22 protein-coding genes are annotated in these 20,359 nt (G+C 54.5%); 7 read left to right on the top strand and 15 right to left on the bottom strand.

Features of this window, described 5'->3' with window-relative positions; genetic code table 11:
* The first annotated feature begins 131 nt into the window (after positions 1–131).
* A complete protein-coding gene (gene rpe / locus RYZ18_RS09520; protein ID WP_317656463.1) occupies positions 132–818 on the top strand; it encodes a ribulose-phosphate 3-epimerase in 687 nt (228 codons plus the stop codon).
* 51 nt (positions 819–869) lie between these two features.
* Here the strand turns inward: rpe and ccrA are convergent, their stop codons facing one another.
* Complete coding sequence (gene ccrA, locus RYZ18_RS09515) at positions 870–2,165, bottom strand: crotonyl-CoA carboxylase/reductase (RefSeq protein WP_317656462.1); 1,296 nt, start codon at positions 2,163–2,165, stop codon at positions 870–872.
* Between the two features lie 348 nt (positions 2,166–2,513).
* On the opposite strand from ccrA, the gene RYZ18_RS09510 reads away from it, so the two are divergent.
* Positions 2,514–4,481, top strand: coding sequence for a protein meaA (locus RYZ18_RS09510; protein WP_317656460.1), 1,968 nt, complete (start codon positions 2,514–2,516; stop codon positions 4,479–4,481).
* Between the two features lie 122 nt (positions 4,482–4,603).
* On the top strand, positions 4,604–4,912 hold the full coding sequence (locus RYZ18_RS09505) for an H-NS histone family protein (protein WP_317656458.1): 309 nt from the start codon (positions 4,604–4,606) through the stop codon (positions 4,910–4,912).
* 37 nt (positions 4,913–4,949) lie between these two features.
* On the opposite strand, the gene RYZ18_RS09500 is transcribed toward RYZ18_RS09505, so the two are convergent.
* The 3 genes from RYZ18_RS09500 to RYZ18_RS09490 all read right to left on the bottom strand — a co-directional run bounded on the left by RYZ18_RS09500 (position 4,950) and on the right by RYZ18_RS09490 (position 7,400).
* Positions 4,950–6,134: a type III PLP-dependent enzyme gene (locus tag RYZ18_RS09500; RefSeq protein ID WP_317656456.1), complete on the bottom strand. Its 1,185-nt coding sequence runs from the start codon at positions 6,132–6,134 to the stop codon at positions 4,950–4,952.
* 178 nt (positions 6,135–6,312) lie between these two features.
* Entirely contained in the window at positions 6,313–7,161 is an 849-nt protein-coding gene (locus tag RYZ18_RS09495; protein WP_317656454.1) for an urea carboxylase-associated family protein, read from the bottom strand.
* A gap of 95 nt (positions 7,162–7,256) precedes the next feature.
* Positions 7,257–7,400, bottom strand: coding sequence for a hypothetical protein (locus RYZ18_RS09490; RefSeq protein WP_317656452.1), 144 nt, complete (start codon positions 7,398–7,400; stop codon positions 7,257–7,259).
* Positions 7,401–7,541: 141 nt separating this feature from the next.
* On the opposite strand from RYZ18_RS09490, the gene RYZ18_RS09485 reads away from it, so the two are divergent.
* Positions 7,542–8,525, top strand: a complete 984-nt coding sequence (locus RYZ18_RS09485; RefSeq protein WP_317656451.1) for a hypothetical protein — start codon at positions 7,542–7,544, stop codon at positions 8,523–8,525.
* Between the two features lie 31 nt (positions 8,526–8,556).
* Here RYZ18_RS09485 and RYZ18_RS09480 read toward each other — a convergent pair whose 3' ends face one another.
* The 11 genes from RYZ18_RS09480 to RYZ18_RS09430 form a co-directional block, all read right to left on the bottom strand.
* On the bottom strand, positions 8,557–9,336 hold the full coding sequence (locus tag RYZ18_RS09480; protein WP_317656450.1) for a succinate dehydrogenase iron-sulfur subunit: 780 nt from the start codon (positions 9,334–9,336) through the stop codon (positions 8,557–8,559).
* A 13-nt stretch (positions 9,337–9,349) separates the two neighbouring features.
* Complete coding sequence (locus RYZ18_RS09475) at positions 9,350–9,649, bottom strand: hypothetical protein (RefSeq protein ID WP_317656448.1); 300 nt, start codon at positions 9,647–9,649, stop codon at positions 9,350–9,352.
* On the bottom strand, positions 9,646–10,461 hold the full coding sequence (locus RYZ18_RS09470; RefSeq protein WP_317656447.1) for a sulfotransferase domain-containing protein: 816 nt from the start codon (positions 10,459–10,461) through the stop codon (positions 9,646–9,648). The genes RYZ18_RS09475 and RYZ18_RS09470 overlap by 4 nt, the downstream gene beginning before the upstream one ends.
* 26 nt (positions 10,462–10,487) lie before the next feature.
* The gene (sdhA, locus tag RYZ18_RS09465) at positions 10,488–12,296 is read right to left on the bottom strand and encodes a succinate dehydrogenase flavoprotein subunit (protein ID WP_317656446.1); all 1,809 of its coding nucleotides are present in this window, start codon (positions 12,294–12,296) and stop codon (positions 10,488–10,490) included.
* Between the two features lie 25 nt (positions 12,297–12,321).
* Positions 12,322–12,693 carry a succinate dehydrogenase, hydrophobic membrane anchor protein gene (gene sdhD, locus RYZ18_RS09460; RefSeq protein WP_317656445.1) on the bottom strand — a complete coding sequence of 124 codons (372 nt, stop codon included), beginning with the start codon at positions 12,691–12,693 and terminating at the stop codon, positions 12,322–12,324.
* Between the two features lie 19 nt (positions 12,694–12,712).
* Positions 12,713–13,096 (bottom strand): succinate dehydrogenase, cytochrome b556 subunit, encoded by a 384-nt coding sequence (sdhC, locus tag RYZ18_RS09455; protein WP_317656443.1) that lies wholly within the window; start codon positions 13,094–13,096, stop codon positions 12,713–12,715.
* Between the two features lie 193 nt (positions 13,097–13,289).
* Entirely contained in the window at positions 13,290–14,321 is a 1,032-nt protein-coding gene (locus tag RYZ18_RS09450) for a MaoC family dehydratase (protein WP_317656442.1), read from the bottom strand.
* A 20-nt stretch (positions 14,322–14,341) separates the two neighbouring features.
* Positions 14,342–14,557, bottom strand: coding sequence for a DUF1737 domain-containing protein (locus RYZ18_RS09445; protein ID WP_317656441.1), 216 nt, complete (start codon positions 14,555–14,557; stop codon positions 14,342–14,344).
* Complete coding sequence (locus RYZ18_RS09440; RefSeq protein WP_317656440.1) at positions 14,550–15,104, bottom strand: NnrU family protein; 555 nt, start codon at positions 15,102–15,104, stop codon at positions 14,550–14,552. Before RYZ18_RS09440 ends, RYZ18_RS09445 begins: the two co-directional genes overlap by 8 nt.
* Positions 15,104–15,982: an HpcH/HpaI aldolase/citrate lyase family protein gene (locus RYZ18_RS09435; RefSeq protein ID WP_317656438.1), complete on the bottom strand. Its 879-nt coding sequence runs from the start codon at positions 15,980–15,982 to the stop codon at positions 15,104–15,106. Before RYZ18_RS09435 ends, RYZ18_RS09440 begins: the two co-directional genes overlap by 1 nt.
* A 117-nt stretch (positions 15,983–16,099) precedes the next feature.
* Positions 16,100–16,852: a sulfite exporter TauE/SafE family protein gene (locus RYZ18_RS09430; RefSeq protein ID WP_317656437.1), complete on the bottom strand. Its 753-nt coding sequence runs from the start codon at positions 16,850–16,852 to the stop codon at positions 16,100–16,102.
* Positions 16,853–17,034: 182 nt separating this feature from the next.
* Between RYZ18_RS09430 and mdh the strand changes: the two genes are divergently transcribed.
* The 3 genes from mdh (at position 17,035) to sucD (ending at position 20,354) form a co-directional block, all read left to right on the top strand.
* Positions 17,035–17,997, top strand: a complete 963-nt coding sequence (gene mdh / locus RYZ18_RS09425; RefSeq protein WP_317656436.1) for a malate dehydrogenase — start codon at positions 17,035–17,037, stop codon at positions 17,995–17,997.
* 277 nt (positions 17,998–18,274) lie between these two features.
* Complete coding sequence (gene sucC, locus RYZ18_RS09420; RefSeq protein ID WP_317656434.1) at positions 18,275–19,468, top strand: ADP-forming succinate--CoA ligase subunit beta; 1,194 nt, start codon at positions 18,275–18,277, stop codon at positions 19,466–19,468.
* Positions 19,469–19,472: 4 nt separating this feature from the next.
* The gene (sucD, locus tag RYZ18_RS09415) at positions 19,473–20,354 is read left to right on the top strand and encodes a succinate--CoA ligase subunit alpha (RefSeq protein ID WP_317656432.1); all 882 of its coding nucleotides are present in this window, start codon (positions 19,473–19,475) and stop codon (positions 20,352–20,354) included.
* Positions 20,355–20,359 lie beyond the last annotated feature (5 nt).

The raw sequence follows: 20,359 nt of genomic DNA, 5'->3' as shown, positions 1-20,359 counted from the left end.
TTTGGCGTCACTCATACAGTCAGCTGTTACGCTTACACGCGCGGCGATGCTTGGCAAGGTGGTGACAGGGGTAGAATTGAGCGTTAAGGGAGAGACAACGCTTTAGCCCAAACTTTTGAAAGCCCTGCCCGATGTCCTTTGATCGCTCGATAAAAATCGCCCCGTCTATTCTCTCTGCGGATTTTGCCAATTTTGGTGCAGAGATCCGCGCCATTGAGGCGCAAGGGGCGGATTGGGTGCATATCGATGTCATGGATGGGCATTTCGTGCCGAACCTCACCTTTGGCCCGCCTGCGGTGAAGGCCTTTCGGCCTCATGTGAAAACGGTCATGGATGTGCATTTGATGATCGCGCCTGTTGACCCCTATATTGATGCCTATGCGGATGCAGGGGCAGATATTTTGACCGCGCATATTGAGGCGGGCCCGCATATTCACCGCACGCTGCAGGCCATTCGTGGTGCAGGCATGAAAGCTGGGGTGGCGTTGAACCCTGGAACACCCGCCGACAGTGTCGCGCATCTTTTGGATTTGTGCGATTTGGTTTGCGTTATGACGGTCAACCCAGGCTTTGGCGGGCAGAAATTTATTGATCTGACGGACAAAATCTCGCGTCTGCGCGCGATGATAGGGGATCGTCCGATCCATATTGAGATCGATGGGGGTGTTGATCCTGTAACTGCACCATTGGTGGCTGCCGCGGGCGCGGATGTGTTGGTCGCAGGCTCAGCCGTTTTCAAGGGCGGCTCGGTTGATCGCCCTGAGGTTTACGGCGACAATATCGCGTCTATCCGAAAAGCGGCCGTATCGGCGCAATAAAAAAGGCGCGCAAAACTGCGCGCCTTTGGATTAGTTTGTCTGAAAGTGGGGCTATGCTTTATTGGGGCCCGCCTCAAGCACATCTTCTAAGGTGCGCAGGCCTGTGCGGGGCGCTTGAACCAACACCGACATATTGCCTGGCTTGTGTTGGTTGTTGAGCATTTTGTTATGCGCATCGGGCAACTCGGCCCATGGCATGACCTCGGACATACACGGATCAAGACGGCGCTCGCACATTAAGCGATTGGCGGCTGCGGCTTGCTTGAGATGGGCAAAGTGGCTGCCTTGCAGGCGCTTTTGATGCATCCACATATAGCGCACATCAAAGGTGCAGTTGAACCCTGTTGTGCCTGCACAGATAACAACCATGCCGCCCTTTTTACACACGAGAGTTGAGACGGCGAAGGTCGATTCACCTGGGTGCTCAAACACCATATCGACATTCACGCCTTTGCCAGTGATGTCCCAAATTGCTTTGCCAAAGCGGCGGGCCTCTTTCAGCCACGCGTTATATTCTGGGGTGTTCACCTTGGGCATTTGACCCCAGCAGTCAAATTCCTTGCGATTGATCACACCTTTTGCGCCAAGGCTGAGGACGTAGTCGCGCTTACTTTCATCTGAGATGACGCCAATTGCATTCGCGCCTGCGGTGTTGATCAACTGAATGGCATAGACACCAAGCCCACCTGATGCCCCCCAGACCAGAACATTCTGGCCAGGTTTTAACTCATGCGGGTGATGGCCAAACAGCATACGATAGGCTGTGGCAAGGGTCAGGGTGTAGCACGCGGATTCTTCCCAAGTCAGGTGCTTAGGGCGTGGCATTAATTGCTGAGCCTGCACGCGGGTAAATTGGGCAAAAGACCCGTCGGGGGTTTCATAGCCCCAAATGCGCTGTGTCGGCGAGAACATTGGATCACCGCCATTACATTCTTCGTCATCCCCGTCATCTTGGTTGCAGTGGATCACGACCTCGTCCCCAACTTTCCAAGATTTCACTTTGTCGCCAACGGCCCAGACAATGCCTGCGGCATCAGAGCCTGCGATGTGATAGGGGGCGCCATGTCCATCGAAGGGGCTAATCGGTTGACCCAAGCCCGCCCAAACGCCGTTATAGTTTACACCCGCAGCCATCACCAAAACCAATACTTCTTGGCTGTCGATGCTGGGTGTTTCTACGACTTCAAGCTGAAACGCTTTGTCGGGCGTGCCGTGGCGCTCTTTCCGGATGGCCCATGCGTGCATTTTTGGCGGCACATATCCCATCGGAGGCATCTCGCCCATATCATAGAGGTCTTTCTCGGGCGCCTCGTAGTAGAGGGGCGTCTGATTGCTGTCCAAAGCCATTGGGGCCTCCGTAAATTGCGCCCCAAGGGGCGTGTGGTGCTGCGATGCGGAATCGCTGATGTGCTATTGCAGCATTGAATAGCAAGGGCTGCGCAACAATTCAAATAAAAATACAAATTTTGAGAAATAAAATGTCTCACGGGACGTGGCGTATCGCCTTTTTAGTTGCATCAGCTTTGCGAGATCATAGGTGGATATTCTTCAATATATTGATTTTATTGTAAATTATTATGGGCTGATGAGGGCGCGCCTTCATTCTGCATTGCAGCGAATTGACAGAGACATAAAGTTTTCCATATACCTCTATTTGAGTAAGGATATTGCTAAAGACGAATCTGGAGGGCGCTGATGGCCGAGATGCAGAAAGATAAGCCTTGGTTGATCCGCACCTATGCGGGTCATTCTACAGCCAAAGCTTCGAACGCGCTGTATCGGAGCAATCTGGCCAAAGGCCAAACGGGCCTATCCGTTGCCTTCGATTTGCCGACCCAAACGGGATATGACAGCGACCATGCGCTTGCGCGCGGTGAGGTGGGTAAGGTCGGCGTGCCTGTCAGCCACTTGGGCGATATGCGCACCCTGTTTGAGAATATCCCGCTGGAGCAGATGAACACCTCAATGACCATTAACGCGACTGCGCCGTGGCTTTTGGCGCTCTATATCGCGGTGGCTGAGGAGCAGGGCGCCGAGGTGGCGGCCCTACAAGGCACAGTGCAAAACGATCTCATCAAAGAATACCTGTCGCGCGGGACATATATTTGCCCCCCTGCGCCGTCTCTGCGGATGATCGCAGATGTGGCTGAGTATTGTTATACGCATGTGCCAAAATGGAATCCGATGAATGTCTGCTCGTATCACCTGCAAGAGGCGGGTGCGACACCCGAGCAAGAACTGGCATTCGCCCTAGCGACAGGGATTGCGGTTCTTGATGCGCTAAAGCCCCGCGTTGCAGCAGAAGATTTCCCAGCACTTTGCGGTCGCATCTCCTTTTTTGTGAATGCGGGCATCCGTTTTGTGACCGAGATGTGCAAAATGCGCGCTTTTGTTGATCTCTGGGATGAAATTTTGGAACAGCGCTACGGGGTGGAAGACCCTAAGTTCCGCCGTTTCCGATATGGGGTTCAGGTGAACTCTCTCGGCCTGACAGAGCAGCAGCCTGAAAATAATGTCTATCGCATCCTGATTGAGATGCTCGCCGTGACACTGTCGAAACGCGCCCGCGCGCGGGCGGTGCAATTGCCCGCATGGAACGAGGCCTTGGGCCTGCCGCGCCCTTGGGATCAGCAATGGTCGATGCGGATGCAGCAGATCATGGCCTATGAAACCGATTTGTTGGAATATGGTGACCTTTTTGACGGTAACCCTGTGGTTGATGCCAAGGTCGAGGAATTGAAATCAGGTGCGCGGGCCGAATTGGCCAATCTCGACTCGATGGGCGGCGCGATCATGGCTATTGATTACATGAAAGCGCGTTTGGTCGAAGCGAATGCTGACCGTGTGGGGGGGATTGAGCGGGGCGAGACCACTGTTGTCGGCGTCAACCGCTTTACGCAATCAGAGCCTTCGCCTTTGGTCGATGAAGAGGGCGGGATCATGGTTGTTGATCCTGCGGTTGAGGCCGATCAAATCGGGCGCCTTACTGCGTGGCGCGCCGCGCGTGACAGCGCCGCTGTCGAGGCAGCTTTGGCGCGATTGCGCGATGATGCAACTGCAGGGCGCAATGTCATGCCCGCCTCGATTGACGCCGCAAAGGCGGGCGTGACGACTGGCGAATGGGCCGAGGTCATGCGCGCCGTGCATGGTCAATATCGTGGCCCAACGGGTGTTTCGAAATCTGTGTCGAACAAAACCGAAGGTCTGGAGGATATCCGGGCTGCCGTGGATGCAGTCAGCGATAAACTGGGCCGCCGTCTTAAGTTCATGGTGGGTAAGCCCGGACTTGACGGGCATTCCAACGGGGCGGAACAAATCGCCTTCCGCGCGCGCGATTGTGGAATGGATATCAGCTATGAGGGTATCCGCCTGACGCCCGAGGAAATCGTTCAAGCGGCCCTTGCGGAAGAACCCCATGTTATTGGGCTGTCGATCCTATCAGGCAGCCATGTGCCTCTGATCGAGCAATTGATGGGGCACTTAGAGGCTGCAGGATTGGGGCATTTGCCTGTGGTTGTCGGCGGCATTATCCCAGAGGCGGATGAAAAGCGCCTTTTATCCATGGGCGTGGCGCGGGTTTATACACCCAAGGATTTCGAATTAAACCGCATTATGTTTGATATCGTTGCCTTGGTTGAGCCCCGTTCCGTTGCGGCTGAGTAAATAATAAAGCGCTATATTTTCAATAATTATAGCGCGCGCATTAAATATATTCTTGTTGCCAATATAAAATAACAGGCTTAATTCTTCTGCCAGTTTGAAATTCCAAAAGGGTTGGAGGCATTATGTCTATTGATCTTTCAAAAATGTCGAAAGATGAGCTTGTCGCACTTCAAAAAGATGTCGCAGCGGCAATTAAAGACTTTGATAAACGGAAAAAGAAAGAAGCCCTGATTGCAGCCCAAAAAGCGGCGCAAGAATTTGGGTTTAGCCTTGAAGAAGTGTTGGGCGGTCGTAAAGCGGGTGCGAAAGTTGCGCCACGCTATCGTAACCCAAGCAATCCTGACCAAACATGGACGGGCCGTGGCCGCAAACCCCTTTGGGTTGTGGACGCGTTGAATTCTGGAAAATCTTTGGATGATCTAGCGATCTAAATTGAATAAAGCCGCCCAAAAGGGGCGGCTTTTTCTTTTAAATGGCAACCACATCTAAAGGTGGAAAGCCATTAAATCCTACGGATGCATAGGTTGATGTATAGGCCCCGCAGGCGCGGATAATGATTTTATCTCCGCCCTTTAGCCCAAGCGGCAATTGCACGGGCCGCTTTTCATAGAGAACATCCGCGCTGTCACAAGATGGGCCTGCAAGAATGCAGGGGCCCGTGACTTCGTGGTCGCGCTCTGTGATGAATTGATAGCGGATCGCCTCATCCATTGTCTCGGCGAGGCCTGAGAATTTGCCAATATCAAGATAAACCCAACGGCATAGGTCATCGTTTGATTTGCGCGAGACAAGCAGCACCTCTGCGGCGATCATGCCCGCCTCACCGACTAGACCGCGGCCAGGCTCGGCCATGATCTGCGCCACATCCCCAAAGCGGGCGTGAACCTGATCCATAACGGCGCGGGCATATGCGGTGGGGTGTGGGATGTCATCGCCGTAAAAGGCGGGGAAACCGCCCCCGATATTGAGCAAGTCCAAACCATGTCCTGCGGCTTGCGCGGCGTGCCAAACGGCGGCGATTTGATCAAGCGTATCAGCCCACATCATCGGATCACGGGTCTGGCTGCCCACATGGAAGGACAGACCGCGCGGGGTCAAACCAACGGCGTGGGCGTGCTCGATCAGGCCCAATACAATCTCGCGGCTTGTGCCAAATTTGCGGGTCAGCGGCCAATCGGCACCCGAGGCTTCGACAATCACGCGGATATAGACCTGGGCATTCGGGGCATGGGCCGCAATTTTGTCCAACTCTTCCACCGCATCGGCGGCAAAGAGCGTGATTCCTTGCGCATGGGCATAGGCAATATCGGCTGGGCGCTTAATCGTGTTGCCATAAGAGATATGCGCAGGCCGCGCGCCATGGGCCAAGCAGGCCTCTATCTCGGCGCGAGAGGCCGCATCAAAATGCGCGCCAAGACCTACAAGACGGGCCAAGATTTCAGGCGCAGGGTTGGCTTTGACCGCGTAATGAATATCCGCATGGCCCAAGCCCGCTTTGAGTGCGTGATACTGTGCTTCGATCCGCTCCAGATCCAGAACAAGGGTCGGGCGATCAAAGCTTGTGCTGCGGATATAGCCCAACAGACGGGCATCGGGATCAACGGGTTGAGAAATAGCTTCGCAAACCGAAGGCTCGGCAAATGTAGCGTTCATTGGCATCTCCAATAGACATGGGCCGAAACTCGACCAGACGTTCCAAGGGAGACGTTACCGTCGCTACATTAACCGCGTGGGTGCTAGCCCACCTCGCCAGAGGCGCGTGCGTTGGCGTCTGTGCGCGGGCGTTTGCATCACCTGCGATCAAATAGCAAGAAGTTTTTTGCAGCCCGCCTCACAAACCATGGCTGCGGTCGTAACCATTGGCGGGGCGGGGGGTGAAATCAGCGGTCAACTCGCTGTCAAACACCTCCACCAACATCGGGTGGCAGGTGGCGCTGTCAGAGGAATGTTCCGCCCCGCAATCCCCACCAGGACAGGCAGAGAGCGCACCCAAAAGATCCATCTCGGCAAGGAAATCCAGATGATCCCCCGCCCGCGCGGGCGTGGCCTTCATGAAATATTGGCCCGTGTCACGGGTGAACCCTGTGCACATAAACACGTTGAGCACGTCATGCACCGCCATCTCGGCCTCGGTCAAAGATAGGCCGCGATGTGAGGCCAGCGCGCGGGTCAGGTTGGAATGACAGCAGTGATGATACTGCCCGCCAGACAGCAGGTTATGCGTATAGGGGTCGCAGCGCGTGCCAATCACATCATGCACCGCGCCGCCAAAATCATCGCGCCCATACCACGCCAAACTGTCCTCTAGGATTAGGGCCATGGCGCGCAGATGCGGCAGGTTGGAATAAAGCGTGTGGCCTGTGCTGACATGGCTGCCATGGATGGCGCGGGTTTTGCCCGAAAAGAACCGCTCGGACAGATCATGCGCATTCCATAGGTTAAGATCCCCCACCTGCGCCCCTTGCGGCAGGGAGATGCGGAAGGATTGCCCTGCCTTCACCTCGAAACAGGCCGCCTCGCGTGGGGGGATCAGCACCTCGGCGGTTTTGCGCCAGTGCTTGCGCGCGCGCGCCATACGGGCAAGGTCGGGCGCGGGCAGGCTATCGGTGGGATAGCAGATCACAGGCGCCACCGCGCGGCGCGCCTCGGCATCCTGTGGGGCCTTGATATGGTCTGTCATACTCTGCCCTCCTGCATGGGGTTTGACCCGTTTTAGCGGCAAGGCGGGCGTGGGGCCAAGGGGGAATGACATCCCCCTTTGGCAAGGGACGGTGCCTAAGGCGTGTAATAGCCAAAAACCCCCTCAAGATCGGGGTCATCCAGACTGGGTGGTGTCTTTTGATGCGGCTTGGCCCAAGCAAATGGCCAAATCAGCGGCCAGAGCATCGGCCAAACGGGGAACTGCAACATATGGATCATCTTTTTGCCCTTTCATCAGGCTGAGGTGATCCTCCCTATGGGGTAGTTATAGCATTTACAAAAAACATGTATACAACTTTATAATAAAAATTATATATTTATGATTATACCTGCCGTGTTTGTAAGTCATTGGGGGATCAAATGACAGAGATTGTTGAGCGTTTTGATGGAGAAGATCCAGAACCTCTTGTAAATGTGACAAGTCTACCGCCGAGTGTCCTTGAAGCAATTGTGAAAAATTTACAGCAGCCAGTTCAAAAGGCTACGCAAGTATTCCGTAAAAATTATATCGTTGAAATCGATAATCTTAAACAACTTTTGATAAAGATTGAGCAAGAGTTTCGGGGCGATCCATTTATCACTAAGAACCTCACATTGAGTTTGCACCTCAGCTCAAATCAAAGATTCGATTTTGCAAGCTGGAAAGAATTTGCGGAATTTGACTCCTCAAAGAACGAACGTACAAAATCGATTTCATTTACTTACACAAGGAGCGCTAGCACCCCAGATAACAAGCTACAGATCTATAAAGTGCAGGTAGCAATTCAAAATTTGCAAATGAGACATAGTATCTTCCTTGGCCCTGTGATTTTGAGCCGTATCGAAGATGCAGGGTTGCCCCCTGTCCCCATCCATTCTTCCGTTGAGTATTCGGATTACGTGATGGGAAAAAATTTGATTGGAGTTGTTGAGCAATGGGCAGATAGCCTCTCGACTGATGAGAGGCCAATAATAAATTGGTTACAAAGGAACTCTGGTAAGATTCGATCAATCTTTGTTTTTCTTGTTACCCTTGCAGCGCTGATTGGGCCTATAATTTATATTAAAAGTGTAGGCCCTGAAAATTATAATATCGCACTTCTTTTATTCTACGCGTCCGCGTTTATCTACACAATTCACGAGTTTTCAAAACAATTAGCGCGCTTGCTTGAGTACTATATTGATAGCTATAAGAAAAAAAACACTATCTCAATTACACGTGGCGACACAAAATATGAAGAAAAAATAGATATTTCTAATAAAAAATTGATTTTAAAGTCAATAACAGTTTTTATTTCCCTTCTAATTCACATCGCCTTAGGTTTGGTAAGCAATCATATTTATTATCGTCTGTTGGATGGGTAACGGGGGCCTTTCGGCCCCCTTTCTCTTTCCCTCACAACTGCCGTTCCACCATCATCTTCTTGATATTGGCGATGGCCTTGGCGGGGTTTAGGCCTTTGGGGCAGGTTTTGGTGCAGTTCATGATCGTGTGGCAGCGATAAAGTTTGAACGGGTCTTCCAACTCGTCCAGACGTTCGCCCGTGGCCTCGTCACGGCTGTCGATGATCCACCGATAGGCGTGCAGAAGCGCCGCTGGCCCAAGGTAGCGGTCGCCGTTCCACCAATAGCTGGGGCAGGAGGTGGAGCAGGAGGCGCACATCACGCATTCATAAAGCCCGTCCAATTTCTTGCGGTCTTCGATGGATTGGCGCCATTCCTTTTCTGGGCGCTGTGTTTTCGTCTCAAGCCATGGCATGATCGAGGCGTGCTGCGCGTAGAAATGGGTCAGGTCGGGGATCAAATCCTTGACCACGGGCATATGGGGCAGCGGATAGATTTTCACATCGCCTTTGATCTCATCCATGCCATAGATGCAGGCCAATGTGTTGATCCCGTCAATATTCATCGCGCAAGACCCACAAATCCCCTCGCGGCAGGAACGGCGGAAGGTAAGTGTCGGGTCGATCTCGTTTTTGATCTTGATTAGCGCGTCCAAAACCATCGGCCCGCAGCTGTCCATATCCACCCAATAGGTGTCGACACGGGGGTTTTGCCCGTCATCGGGGTTCCAGCGGTAAATCTGGAATTTGCGCAGGTTCGTGGCCCCCTCGGGTTTGGGCCAAGTTTTGCCCGTTGTGATCTGCGAATTCTTTGGAAGTGCGAGTTCTACCATGGTCGTCTCCGTCTCACTGGCTGCCCGTTTCGGGGTAGAGGGGTGTTTCGGGCGCTTGGCCCGTCAATCTGGTTACGCAGGTCGTATAGACATCTTCTGGGTCGCGCCCTGCGAGGTAATCCGAGGACAGGCCGATTTGCACACCCGCAGATGTGCCGCCTGTGCCAACGCCAACCGCGATTTGGGTTTGGGGTCGTGTTGCCGCGTCTGCGCGTTGGCGGCATTGCGCCTCGGCCTGCGCCATCGTGGGCGGCGCGGGGGGCGTGCAGGCGGCCATCAGCGCCGCCGCAAGAAGGGGCAGGGCGCGCATCATGGTCGTGTCTCCTGCACCCAATCGGTGGGATGGGTTTCATAGCCAAGCGCCACCAAATCCGCGCCGAATGTCTCGGCATAGTCTTCGGCAATGGCGCGGGGTAATTCATCGCGCCACCGCGCGGGCGCGCCCGAGTCGATATGGATATCCAACGTCTCGCCAATGCGGTCACGATGAGTCATTGATCCGAACAGGGAATGATCGAGAAAACATGCGCGCCCAATGTCAATGGCCTCCGCATCAAAACCCAAGAAGTGCAGAATATCCGCGAAAAGCGCGCCGTCCTGATCTGCCATCAAATCCTCATATCGGATTTCGGCAAATGTATCGCGGTTGTAATCCCATGCGGTCATTTCCGCCATGGTCCGTGCGTGCCGCCCTGCCATCTCAAAGCGCAATTGTGCGGCCAGATCGGGCAAGCTGCGCATATGCGCGAGATAGGATTTCCCGCCAAGCGCAGGGTCGGGGCTTGCCAATTGCGGTTCGCGCGCATCGGGCACGCGGGCGTGATAGCGCGCGCCTGAGATCAGCACATCGCGCGGGTCGCGGATTAGGTGCAGCCCCCGCATGTCGCCGCGGCTCAGGGTTTCGGGCGCGAAATCAGAGGACCAATGCGCGATCACATTACGCCCCTCATCCGCCGTGGCGGTTTTTCCAAAACCAAAAGGAAGGCCGAGCTTGTAGCACATCGCCCGAAACACCCACCGCATCCACAGCGTGCCTGTCTTGTGGTGGGTGCCAATGCAAATCAGGCGCACAGGGGCGGCGGGCGCAGTCATATGGTCTGCGCCCGTCTGGAAATCGGTGGTCATGGCCTGCAGTCCCACCGCATTCTCCCTTAGTAAACCCGCGCTTTCGGCGCGATTTTCTTGAGGTCAATTCCGCCTTCCTCATGTGTGGTCAGCGGATCAAGATGAACGGGGCGATAATCGAGAGCCACTTTTTGACCCTCAACCACCGCAAGGCTGTGCTTGCGCCATGTTTTGTCATCGCGGTCGGGATAATCCTCATGCGCATGTGCGCCACGGCTTTCTTTCCGCGCCTCGGCCGAGACGATGGTGGCCAAGGCGTTTGGCATCAGGTTGGTCAGTTCCAATGTTTCCATCAGGTCTGAGTTCCACACGAGGCTGCGATCGGTGACTGATAGGTCATCCATCTTGGCGGCAACCGCCTCCATTTTCGCGCACCCTTCCGCAAGGGTCTTGTCGGTGCGGAAAACGGCCGCATCGGCCTGCATGGTTTTCTGCATCTCAAGGCGCAATTCGGCTGTAGCGACCGTGCCCTTCGCATGGCGCAACCCGTCAAAGCGGGCCAAAGCTGCATCAAGGCTGGCTTGGTTCAATGCGGGATTGGGTGTGTCAGGATTGACAACCTTGCCCGCGCGGATTGCAGCAGCGCGGCCAAAGACCACAAGGTCGATGAGCGAGTTTGACCCAAGGCGGTTGGCCCCATGCACCGAGGCGCAGCCTGCCTCACCCACGGCCATCAAGCCGGGCACGACCGCATCGGGATTGTCCTTGGTTGGGTTAAGCACCTCGCCCCAGTAATTAGTGGGGATGCCGCCCATATTGTAATGCACAGTCGGCAGCACAGGGATTGGTTCGCGGGTTACGTCCACGCCAGCAAAAATCCGTGCGCTTTCCGAGATACCTGGCAGACGCTCTGCCAGGGTTTCAGGCGGCAGATGGTTGAGGTGCAGGAAGATATGATCCTTTTCTTTGCCAACACCACGGCCTTCGCGGATTTCCATTGTCATACAGCGTGAAACCACATCGCGTGACGCAAGATCCTTATAGGTTGGGGCATAGCGCTCCATGAAACGCTCACCCTCGGAGTTGGTCAGATAGCCGCCTTCGCCGCGCGCGCCCTCCGTGATCAGGCAGCCCGCGCCGTAAATCCCTGTGGGGTGGAATTGCACGAATTCCATATCCTGTAGGGGCAGACCCTGACGCGCGACCATGCCGCCGCCATCGCCTGTGCAGGTATGCGCTGAGGTTGCGCTGAAATAGGCGCGGCCATAGCCACCTGTGGCCAGAACGACCATCTTGGCATTGAACGCGTGCAGCGTGCCATCGTCCAATTTCCAAGCCAGAACGCCTTGGCACTGGCCGTCTTCTGACATGATCAGATCAGTCGCGAAATATTCGATGTAGAAATTCGCGTTATTCTTCAACGACTGGCCATAGAGCGTGTGCAAGATCGCGTGACCTGTGCGGTCTGCTGCGGCGCAGGTGCGCTGCACGGGCGGGCCTTCGCCGAATTCGGTGGTATGGCCGCCAAAGGGGCGTTGATAAATCTTGCCTTCTTCGGTGCGCGAGAATGGAACGCCGTAATGTTCCAACTCGTAAACCGCCTTGGGCGCTTCACGGGCGAGGTATTCCATCGCATCCGTATCGCCAAGCCAGTCCGACCCTTTGACTGTGTCATACATATGCCACTGCCAACTATCAGGCCCCATATTGCCAAGTGAGGCTGCGATGCCCCCTTGTGCCGCAACAGTGTGAGAACGGGTTGGGAAAACCTTGGTCACACAGGCGGTCTTAAGACCTTGTTCTGCCATGCCTAAGGTCGCACGCAGGCCCGATCCGCCCGCGCCAACAACGACAACGTCATAGCTGTGGTGATGAATTTCGTAGGAAGCGGTCATGTTCCGTCTGCTCCTGTTTGTCTGTTCAGAACGCGAGTTTTGCAATCGCGAAAAGCCCGATCGCCATCAGCCCGTAGGAGATGATCGAAAAGGCGATGAGAAGGCCTTTGCGGGTCAAGCCGCCGGTGTAATCCTCAACCACCACTTGGATGCCGAGGCGAAAATGGTGCAGGCCCACGATCAACATCAGAGCGATAATCAGCGCGCGCAGCGGATGACCGAGGGCTGCGATCACCGCGTCATAAGGCTGGCCTAAAAGTGGCCCGAAGGTGAACACGAAAAGCGGGGTCAGAACCATGAGCGCCACCGAGGTGAGGGTCATTGTCCAAAAATGTTCTGTGCCTGAGCGAGCAGAACCAAGGCCGATCACACGTTTGCGGTCTGTTGCGAATTTCATAACCTATGCCTTTCCTGCCTTAGACAAAGATGAGGGTGAGAATGGTCAGCACCACCGCGCCCACAATCATCGCCCATCCCATGCGGTCTGCTGCCTCAAGCTCTAGCCCGCGGCCAGTGTCCCAGATCAGGTGACGCAGCCCGCCAAGCGTGTGATACCACAGCCCCAATACGGAAAGCGTCATCACGACATCTCCAAGCAGCGATGTCATCAGCCCGTCTACGAGATCGAAATAGGCCTTTCCTGTCGCTGCGGCCAGTAGCCACCAAACGATAAGCAAAGCCGAGCCAAGCATCGCGATACCCGTGATGCGGTTTAGGATTGATGTCGCGGAATTGAGCTGTTTGCGATAAATCTGCAAATGCGGCGACAAAGGGCGATTGCCCCGATTTACGTCTGCCATTCTGGGAACCCTCTCAGGTTGTCTTGGTCTGGTCGTCTGTTCAACGACCATCCATACCCGAATTTTCGCCCCTGTCACGGGGGGAGTGAACGCTAACAGGTGAATTAAGGGCAGAATTAGGTGATTTATTGCCGCAGTTGGCCCTTTGTGATCACATTGAGAAATCCTGTGATCACTAAATTTCTGTGGAATCTCAGCGTGGCATGAGTGTCCAGTAATCCAGATCAAGCAACACATGGGGCAGATATTTGCCTGCCTCATCGCGCAGCTGTCCTGCGGTGCCTGCCGCGCTGGTGGCAACTAGGCGAAGGCGCAGCGCGCCGATATCTGGCGATGCAGTCTCAGCTTTGTCCAACACTTCAGACCATGCGCGGATTGTCGTGCCTGCAAAGCATGGGTTGGCATGGGCACCCGCGTTTATGCCTGCAATCATCTGCGCATTGGCCAAGCCATTAAAGGACAAAGCCCGCGCCATGGAGATGACATGTCCCCCATAGATCAATCGCTGGCCGTCATCACGGAAGGTCGCGTCAAAATGCACTTTGGCCGTATTCTGCCACAGGCGGGTGGCCATCATATGTTCGGCCTCCTCGATGGTGACGCCGTCCACATGGTCGATCACCTCGCCAATTTCATAATCCCCCCAAAGATGCGGCTCTCCTGCCAGAGTGGTCGGGTAATTGGCGAAAGTAAGGCCTTGGGGAATAGCCAAATCATCTGGTGCAATGACCTTTGCCAAATCTGGGATTACGGTTTCTGGTGCGGCGGCATCAAGATTGTTTTTGCGCACCATGACCCAACGCACATAATCAAGCACCACATGGCCATTTTGATTGCTGCCTTGTGTGCGCACATAGACCACGCCAGATTTGCCATTGGAATTTTCCTTGAGGCCAATGACCTGACTTTTTGAGGTCAGGCTGTCACCTGCGTAAACGGGCTGCAAAAACCGCCCTTCAGCATAGCCCAAATTAGCAACGGCATTGAGCGAAATATCGGGCACAGTTTTGCCAAAGACGATGTGGAACGTGATCAGGTCATCCAATGGGCTTTGCGCCAGCCCGCAGGATTGGGCAAAAGCATCAGAGGAATGCAACGCGTGGCGTGCAGGATAGAGCGCGTGATAGAGAGCCCGCTCTCCACCCGAAACTGTGCGCGGGACGGCATGCTCAATCACTTGGCCGAGGCGATAATCCTCGAAAAAATTGCCAGAATTGGTTTTCATGCCGCCATTCCTTTGCGTGTTTATTGCTGACCGAGTTTCATATCGGGGTGATAGGCATCTGCGATTGTTTTCGTCACTGCCTGCGCGCAGCGCATTTTGTTGGTGCTTGGATCGAAGGCATAGGATGGGCTGCCATAGAGCACCCATCCCTTCGCTAGCGCATCTGACACTTTGTGGCAGAAGGCCGATGTGTCCTCTTCAGTGAGAAGCCTATAAATTACGTTTGACTCAGCCATAGGGGAAATACCCCAGCAATGTGTGGATATAGCCCACAATGCCCATCACGATGATCCCGATGACAAAGGCCAAGACGTCCTTGACGATACTTGGATTGGCGGGACGCACCCAATCGCGACCTTGGCGGTTGATGATGATGACTGAGGCCACCGCCCAAGCCAACATTCCCCCAAACAAAATGATTGAGGCCAAATCGCCATTCACCAAGAGATGGGCAATGGCCCAAGCCTTAATCGCAGACAGTTGTTTGTGGCGGATGCGGGCCGAGAGGGTGCCTGACATGTGCGAAAGCGCGAACAACCAAAACGCGATCAGCACCAAAAGATTGTTGATATGAGTGAAGAAGGCGGGGGGTGACCAAATTTGCACCACGGGTGCTGCACGATAGCCGATGATCATCAGCACAACACCTGCAAGCATTGCAAGGGTCAGGATCAGCCGACCTTTTGGATCCCCCAAGTTGGCACGAAAATCAGGTGCAAGCCGTTTGACCCAATGCCCGCCCGCGAACAGGACAAGCCCAAGGATGAGAAGGAGATAGCCCATTAAATTTGCTCCAATTCTGCAATTGCTTCTGCTTTTGCAAGCATGGCACGGGCTGTCTCGACATGGAGGTTTTCAACGATCTTACCATCTACAACCGCGACCGCCTCGCCACGCGCGATGGCGGCATCATAGGCGTCTATCTGTCGGCGGGCGAGGTCAATTTCAGGCTCAGACGGAGAAAAGACCTTATTTGCAATCTCAAGCTGCGCGGGATGGATCAAGGTTTTTCCATCCATGCCCCAATCGCGCCCCTCAAGGCATTCGGCATGAAGACCATCTTCATCCTTGAAGGCGTTATAAACCCCATCAATACAAACAATCCCATGGGCGCGTGCGGCCATGAGGCAGGATTGCAGTGCGAAATGCATCGCGCCTCTGGTGCGCGATCCTAGATCCTTGGCCAAATCATTCGTGCCCATGATGAAGCCGGCCATGCGCGGGGCTGCGGCAATTGCGGCGGCATTCAAGATGCCCAGTGGCGTTTCCATCATCGCCCAAATCTGGGTATCCCGCGCTGCGGGTATTGTGTCGAGTAGGGCCGCAACCGCCTCAATATCCGCGGCGGTGTTCACTTTTGGCAGTAAGATCGCTTCAGGGCCAATCGCGGCAAGGGCCACCAGATCATCCTTGCCCCAGACTGTGTCGCTGCCGTTGATCCGCACGATTTGTGCGCGCTTGCCATAGCCGCCCTGTTGCAGGCGATTTTTAAGAATGTCACGCGCTGCTATTTTCTCGTCAGGGGCGACCGCATCCTCAAGATCAAAGATAATCGCATCGGTTTGAAGCGTCTGCGCCTTCTCCAAGGCACGTTCCTTAGAGGCAGGAATATAGAGAACGGAGCGATAAGGGCGGGCGCTGCGTGCGTATGGATCGGACATATGGCCCCCTTTGGGCTGATTGATTCTGCGTTGCAGCATAAAAAGCAGGATGGGCGCGCGACCGCAAGTTACGTTTTGACGCATCTATAAGAAATTTTATTGCGCGCGTCTGGCTGGTCAGAATAGCCCATCGTAAATTAACTTCACGCCCGTCAGCACCAATGCGACATAGGTGATGCCAAAAAATAGCCGCTCTGGGATGGCGTGATGGGCCTTAACACCCACCCACGTCCCGAAAATGGCAACAGGGGCAAGCAGCGCCACATCGCCCATCAAGTCCCATGAGAAGAGGCCAAGATAGGCGTAGCTTGCGAATTTCATCAGGTTGATTGCCCAAAACACAATAACCGTGGTCGCTTGGTATAATGTCTTTCCCACATTACGTTGCGACAGCATAAACACCGCCACCGCAGGCCCGCCTGCGTGGGAAATAAAGCTTGTGAAGCCTGCTGCGATGCCCGCGATGATGCCATCCCGACTTGAGAAATCGCGCGGTTGCGGGGAAATCCACCCCCGCGCGCGCGCCAATTGAAATAGGGGAAAGAGCAATGCAATCGCCCCAATCATGAGGCGCAGCGCATCAGCTGAGATGATTTTGAACAGTAAGATCCCAGCGATACAGCCAAAGACAGACCCAATCATAAGCACCCGGGTTGAGGGGCCATCCCATTGCTTCCAATAGGGTTTGAGGGCTGAGAAATCCATGATGATCAGAAGGGGCAGCATAAGGGCCAAGGCGTGGGTTGGCTCGAGAACGACAGCGAGAATCGCTGACGAAACAAACCCAATGCCAGACCCAAATCCGCCCTTTGACATGCCTGCGACAAAGACCGCAAATGCCGCCAGCAGCCATAGCCATCCCTCTAGCATTTTGCCCTCTTTGTCCGCTGAATTATGACCAAAATACAGTGTTTTGATTGAAGGGAAACCCCCGATGCTCGGGCCGCATATGGTGCGTCATGCGCTTTGTGCCGCAGCGCAGAGACTTGCAACGAGGCAGGGGCGGATGTAGGGGTCGCTTCAGTTTCAACACGGATCCGGAGACATTTCTCATGGCCAGACCTAAGATTGCACTGATCGGCGCAGGACAGATTGGCGGCACGCTTGCCCATCTCGCGGCGCTAAAAGAATTGGGCGACGTTGTCCTTTTTGATATCGCCGAGGGCACCCCACAGGGCAAAGCCCTTGATATTGCCGAATCTGGGCCTTCTGAAAAATTCGATGCCAAGCTCAAGGGCACGAATGATTACGCCGATATCGCGGGCGCTGATGTGTGCATTGTGACTGCAGGTGTTCCTCGTAAGCCTGGCATGAGCCGCGATGATCTTTTGGGGATCAACCTCAAAGTCATGAAATCTGTTGGCGAAGGCATTCGCGATCATGCGCCCAATGCCTTTGTGATCTGTATCACCAACCCATTGGACGCAATGGTTTGGGCCTTGCGCGAATTTTCTGGCCTACCGCATGAAAAGGTTTGCGGCATGGCAGGCGTTTTGGACAGCGCGCGCTTCCGCCATTTCTTGGCAGAAGAGTTTGACGTGTCCATGAAAGACGTGACAGCTTTTGTTTTGGGCGGCCATGGCGACACGATGGTGCCTTCTGTGCGCTACTCAACAGTTGCAGGTGTTCCTTTGCCTGACCTGATTGAAATGGGTTGGACAACCAAGGATCGCTTGGATGCCATCGTGCAGCGCACCCGTGATGGTGGAGCTGAAATCGTGGGTCTTTTGAAAACGGGCTCTGCATTCTATGCGCCTGCGACATCCGCGATTGAGATGGCCGAAGCCTACCTCAAAGACCAGAAGCGTGTTTTGCCATGTGCGGCCTATTGTGATGGCCAGTTTGGCCTGAAAGGCATGTATGTTGGTGTTCCCACAGTCATCGGTGCAGGCGGTGTTGAGCGCATCGTTGAGATCAAGCTGACCAAAGACGAGCAAGCGATGTTCGACAATTCTGTCGCTGCCGTGAAGGGTCTTGTGGATGCTTGTAAAGGCATCGATGAGAGCCTCGCTTGATCCAAGTGAAGAATTCCAAAACTTAACCAAAAGGCGGCGCTTTGCGCCGCCTTTTTTGGTTTTGATGAATGGTGAGTCGGCAAAGTTAATACACTCTTAAGGCGAGTAGGCCGCGGCCCTGCCTTGGAAACCCATTTGTGATCACGCTTATTTTTTCTGTGATCACAAATGTCGAATTTTGCGCTTAAAACTAAGCTGTTGGGCAGATTGCCGTTTATTTCATGCAGCGGGATGTGCTTACACGCCGTGAAACGACAGCAACACACGGGACAGTTTCATGAACATTCATGAATATCAGGCGAAAGCCTTGCTTCGCCAATACGGCGCACCGGTCAGTGATGGCCGCGTTGTTCTGAAAGCCGAAGAGGCCAAAACCGCAGCGGGCGAATTGGATGGCCCACTTTGGGTGGTCAAGGCGCAGATCCACGCAGGCGGTCGCGGCAAGGGTAAGTTCAAAGAATCCGATGCGGGCGAAAAAGGCGGCGTACGCCTTGCCAAGTCGGTCGAAGAGGCCGCAGCCGAAGCCAAAAAGATGTTGGGCCGCACCCTTGTGACCCATCAAACTGGCCCAGTCGGCAAAGTTGTGAACCGCATCTATATCGAAGATGGGTCGGGCATTGAGCGCGAGCTTTACCTCGCCCTTTTGGTGGATCGCCAATCGAGCCGTGTCTCCTTCGTCTGCTCCACTGAGGGCGGCATGGATATCGAAGATGTGGCCGCAAAGACACCAGAGAAAATCCTGTCTTTCGCTGTTGATCCTGCCACTGGATACCAAGCCTTCCACGGGCGCCGCATTGCCTTTGCGCTTGGCCTTGAAGGCAAGCAGGTCAAAGAATGCGTTAGCCTGATGGGCATCCTCTATAAGGCCTTCGTTGAGAAGGATATGGAGATGTTGGAAATCAACCCGCTGATCGTGACGGATGAGGGCAGCCTCAAGGTGCTAGACGCGAAAGTTGGTTTTGATGGCAACGCCATTTATCGCCATGCAGATATTGCTGCACTGCGTGATGAGACCGAAGAAGACGCCAAAGAATTGGCCGCGTCCAAATTTGACCTGAACTACATCGCGCTTGATGGCGAGATTGGCTGTATGGTCAACGGCGCGGGTCTTGCAATGGCCACGATGGATATCATCAAGCTCTATGGCGCTGAGCCCGCGAACTTCCTTGATGTGGGCGGCGGTGCAACCAAGGAAAAGGTGACCGAGGCGTTCAAAATCATCACCTCTGACCCGAACGTGAAAGGTATTCTTGTCAATATCTTTGGCGGCATTATGCGCTGCGACATCATCGCCGAAGGCGTTGTGGCCGCAGTGAAAGAGGTGGGTCTGCAGGTGCCACTGGTCGTGCGCCTTGAAGGCACAAACGTGGAGAAGGGCAAGGAGATCATCAACACTTCTGGCCTCAATGTGATCGCGGCTGACAATCTGTCGGACGCGGCCCAGAAAATCGTTAAAGCGGTGAAAGGCTGAGCTTATGGCTGTTCTTGTCGATGAAAATACAAAAGTCATTTGTCAGGGTTTCACGGGAAGCCAAGGCACATTCCACTCTGAACAGGCGATTGCTTACGGCACAAAAATGGTTGGTGGCGTGACGCCTGGTAAAGGCGGTCAGACCCATCTTAACCTGCCCGTTTTTGACAGCGTGCATGAGGCGAAAGCCAAGACCGAAGCAAACGCATCGGTGATCTATGTGCCACCGCCCTTTGCAGCTGACTCCATCCTTGAGGCGATTGATGCCGAGATGGAATTGATCATCTGCATCACCGAAGGCATCCCTGTGCTGGATATGATGAAGGTCAAGCGTGCTTTGGAGAATTCATCCTCCAAGTTGATCGGGCCAAACTGCCCCGGTGTGATTACACCTGACGCCTGCAAAATCGGCATCATGCCCGGTCATATCCACCGCCGTGGGTCGGTTGGTGTAGTGTCGCGCTCTGGCACCTTGACCTATGAGGCGGTGAAGCAAACCACAGATGTGGGTCTGGGTCAGTCCACTTGTGTCGGCATCGGGGGTGACCCCATCAAAGGCACCGAACATTTGGATGTGTTGGAATGGTTCTTAGCGGACGATGAAACCCAGTCGATTATCATGATCGGTGAAATCGGTGGTTCCGCGGAAGAAGAAGCGGCGCAATTCCTCAAAGACGAAGCCAAGCGTGGCCGCAAGAAGCCTGTGGCGGGCTTTATTGCAGGGCGCACGGCCCCTCCAGGCCGCCGTATGGGTCATGCTGGCGCAATTGTTGCCGGCGGCAAAGGTGGCGCAGAAGATAAGATCGAAGCGATGAAATCCGCAGGGATCGTGGTGGCAGACAGCCCCGCAACCCTTGGTGAAGCGGTTCTCAAAGCAATCGGTTAAACACA

Origin of the sequence: Roseovarius sp. 10, from assembly GCF_033100315.1 — a bacterium.
Lineage (GTDB): Bacteria > Pseudomonadota > Alphaproteobacteria > Rhodobacterales > Rhodobacteraceae > M30B80.
The sequence above is the reverse complement of the archived record's forward strand: the minus strand, read 5'-3'. Positions and strand labels throughout refer to the sequence as shown.

Bases quoted from the DNA above. Each gene is read 5' to 3' on its own strand.
- rpe (WP_317656463.1), top strand. From the start codon at position 132: ATGTCCTTTGATCGCTCGATAAAAATCGCCCCGTCTATTCTCTCTGCG.
- ccrA (WP_317656462.1), bottom strand. From the start codon at position 2,165: ATGGCTTTGGACAGCAATCAGACGCCCCTCTACTACGAGGCGCCCGAG.
- RYZ18_RS09510 (WP_317656460.1), top strand. From the start codon at position 2,514: ATGGCCGAGATGCAGAAAGATAAGCCTTGGTTGATCCGCACCTATGCG.
- RYZ18_RS09505 (WP_317656458.1), top strand. From the start codon at position 4,604: ATGTCTATTGATCTTTCAAAAATGTCGAAAGATGAGCTTGTCGCACTT.
- RYZ18_RS09500 (WP_317656456.1), bottom strand. From the start codon at position 6,134: ATGAACGCTACATTTGCCGAGCCTTCGGTTTGCGAAGCTATTTCTCAA.
- RYZ18_RS09495 (WP_317656454.1), bottom strand. From the start codon at position 7,161: ATGACAGACCATATCAAGGCCCCACAGGATGCCGAGGCGCGCCGCGCG.
- RYZ18_RS09490 (WP_317656452.1), bottom strand. From the start codon at position 7,400: ATGATCCATATGTTGCAGTTCCCCGTTTGGCCGATGCTCTGGCCGCTG.
- RYZ18_RS09485 (WP_317656451.1), top strand. From the start codon at position 7,542: ATGACAGAGATTGTTGAGCGTTTTGATGGAGAAGATCCAGAACCTCTT.
- RYZ18_RS09480 (WP_317656450.1), bottom strand. From the start codon at position 9,336: ATGGTAGAACTCGCACTTCCAAAGAATTCGCAGATCACAACGGGCAAA.
- RYZ18_RS09475 (WP_317656448.1), bottom strand. From the start codon at position 9,649: ATGATGCGCGCCCTGCCCCTTCTTGCGGCGGCGCTGATGGCCGCCTGC.
- RYZ18_RS09470 (WP_317656447.1), bottom strand. From the start codon at position 10,461: ATGACCACCGATTTCCAGACGGGCGCAGACCATATGACTGCGCCCGCC.
- sdhA (WP_317656446.1), bottom strand. From the start codon at position 12,296: ATGACCGCTTCCTACGAAATTCATCACCACAGCTATGACGTTGTCGTT.
- sdhD (WP_317656445.1), bottom strand. From the start codon at position 12,693: ATGAAATTCGCAACAGACCGCAAACGTGTGATCGGCCTTGGTTCTGCT.
- sdhC (WP_317656443.1), bottom strand. From the start codon at position 13,096: ATGGCAGACGTAAATCGGGGCAATCGCCCTTTGTCGCCGCATTTGCAG.
- RYZ18_RS09450 (WP_317656442.1), bottom strand. From the start codon at position 14,321: ATGAAAACCAATTCTGGCAATTTTTTCGAGGATTATCGCCTCGGCCAA.
- RYZ18_RS09445 (WP_317656441.1), bottom strand. From the start codon at position 14,557: ATGGCTGAGTCAAACGTAATTTATAGGCTTCTCACTGAAGAGGACACA.
- RYZ18_RS09440 (WP_317656440.1), bottom strand. From the start codon at position 15,104: ATGGGCTATCTCCTTCTCATCCTTGGGCTTGTCCTGTTCGCGGGCGGG.
- RYZ18_RS09435 (WP_317656438.1), bottom strand. From the start codon at position 15,982: ATGTCCGATCCATACGCACGCAGCGCCCGCCCTTATCGCTCCGTTCTC.
- RYZ18_RS09430 (WP_317656437.1), bottom strand. From the start codon at position 16,852: ATGCTAGAGGGATGGCTATGGCTGCTGGCGGCATTTGCGGTCTTTGTC.
- mdh (WP_317656436.1), top strand. From the start codon at position 17,035: ATGGCCAGACCTAAGATTGCACTGATCGGCGCAGGACAGATTGGCGGC.
- sucC (WP_317656434.1), top strand. From the start codon at position 18,275: ATGAACATTCATGAATATCAGGCGAAAGCCTTGCTTCGCCAATACGGC.
- sucD (WP_317656432.1), top strand. From the start codon at position 19,473: ATGGCTGTTCTTGTCGATGAAAATACAAAAGTCATTTGTCAGGGTTTC.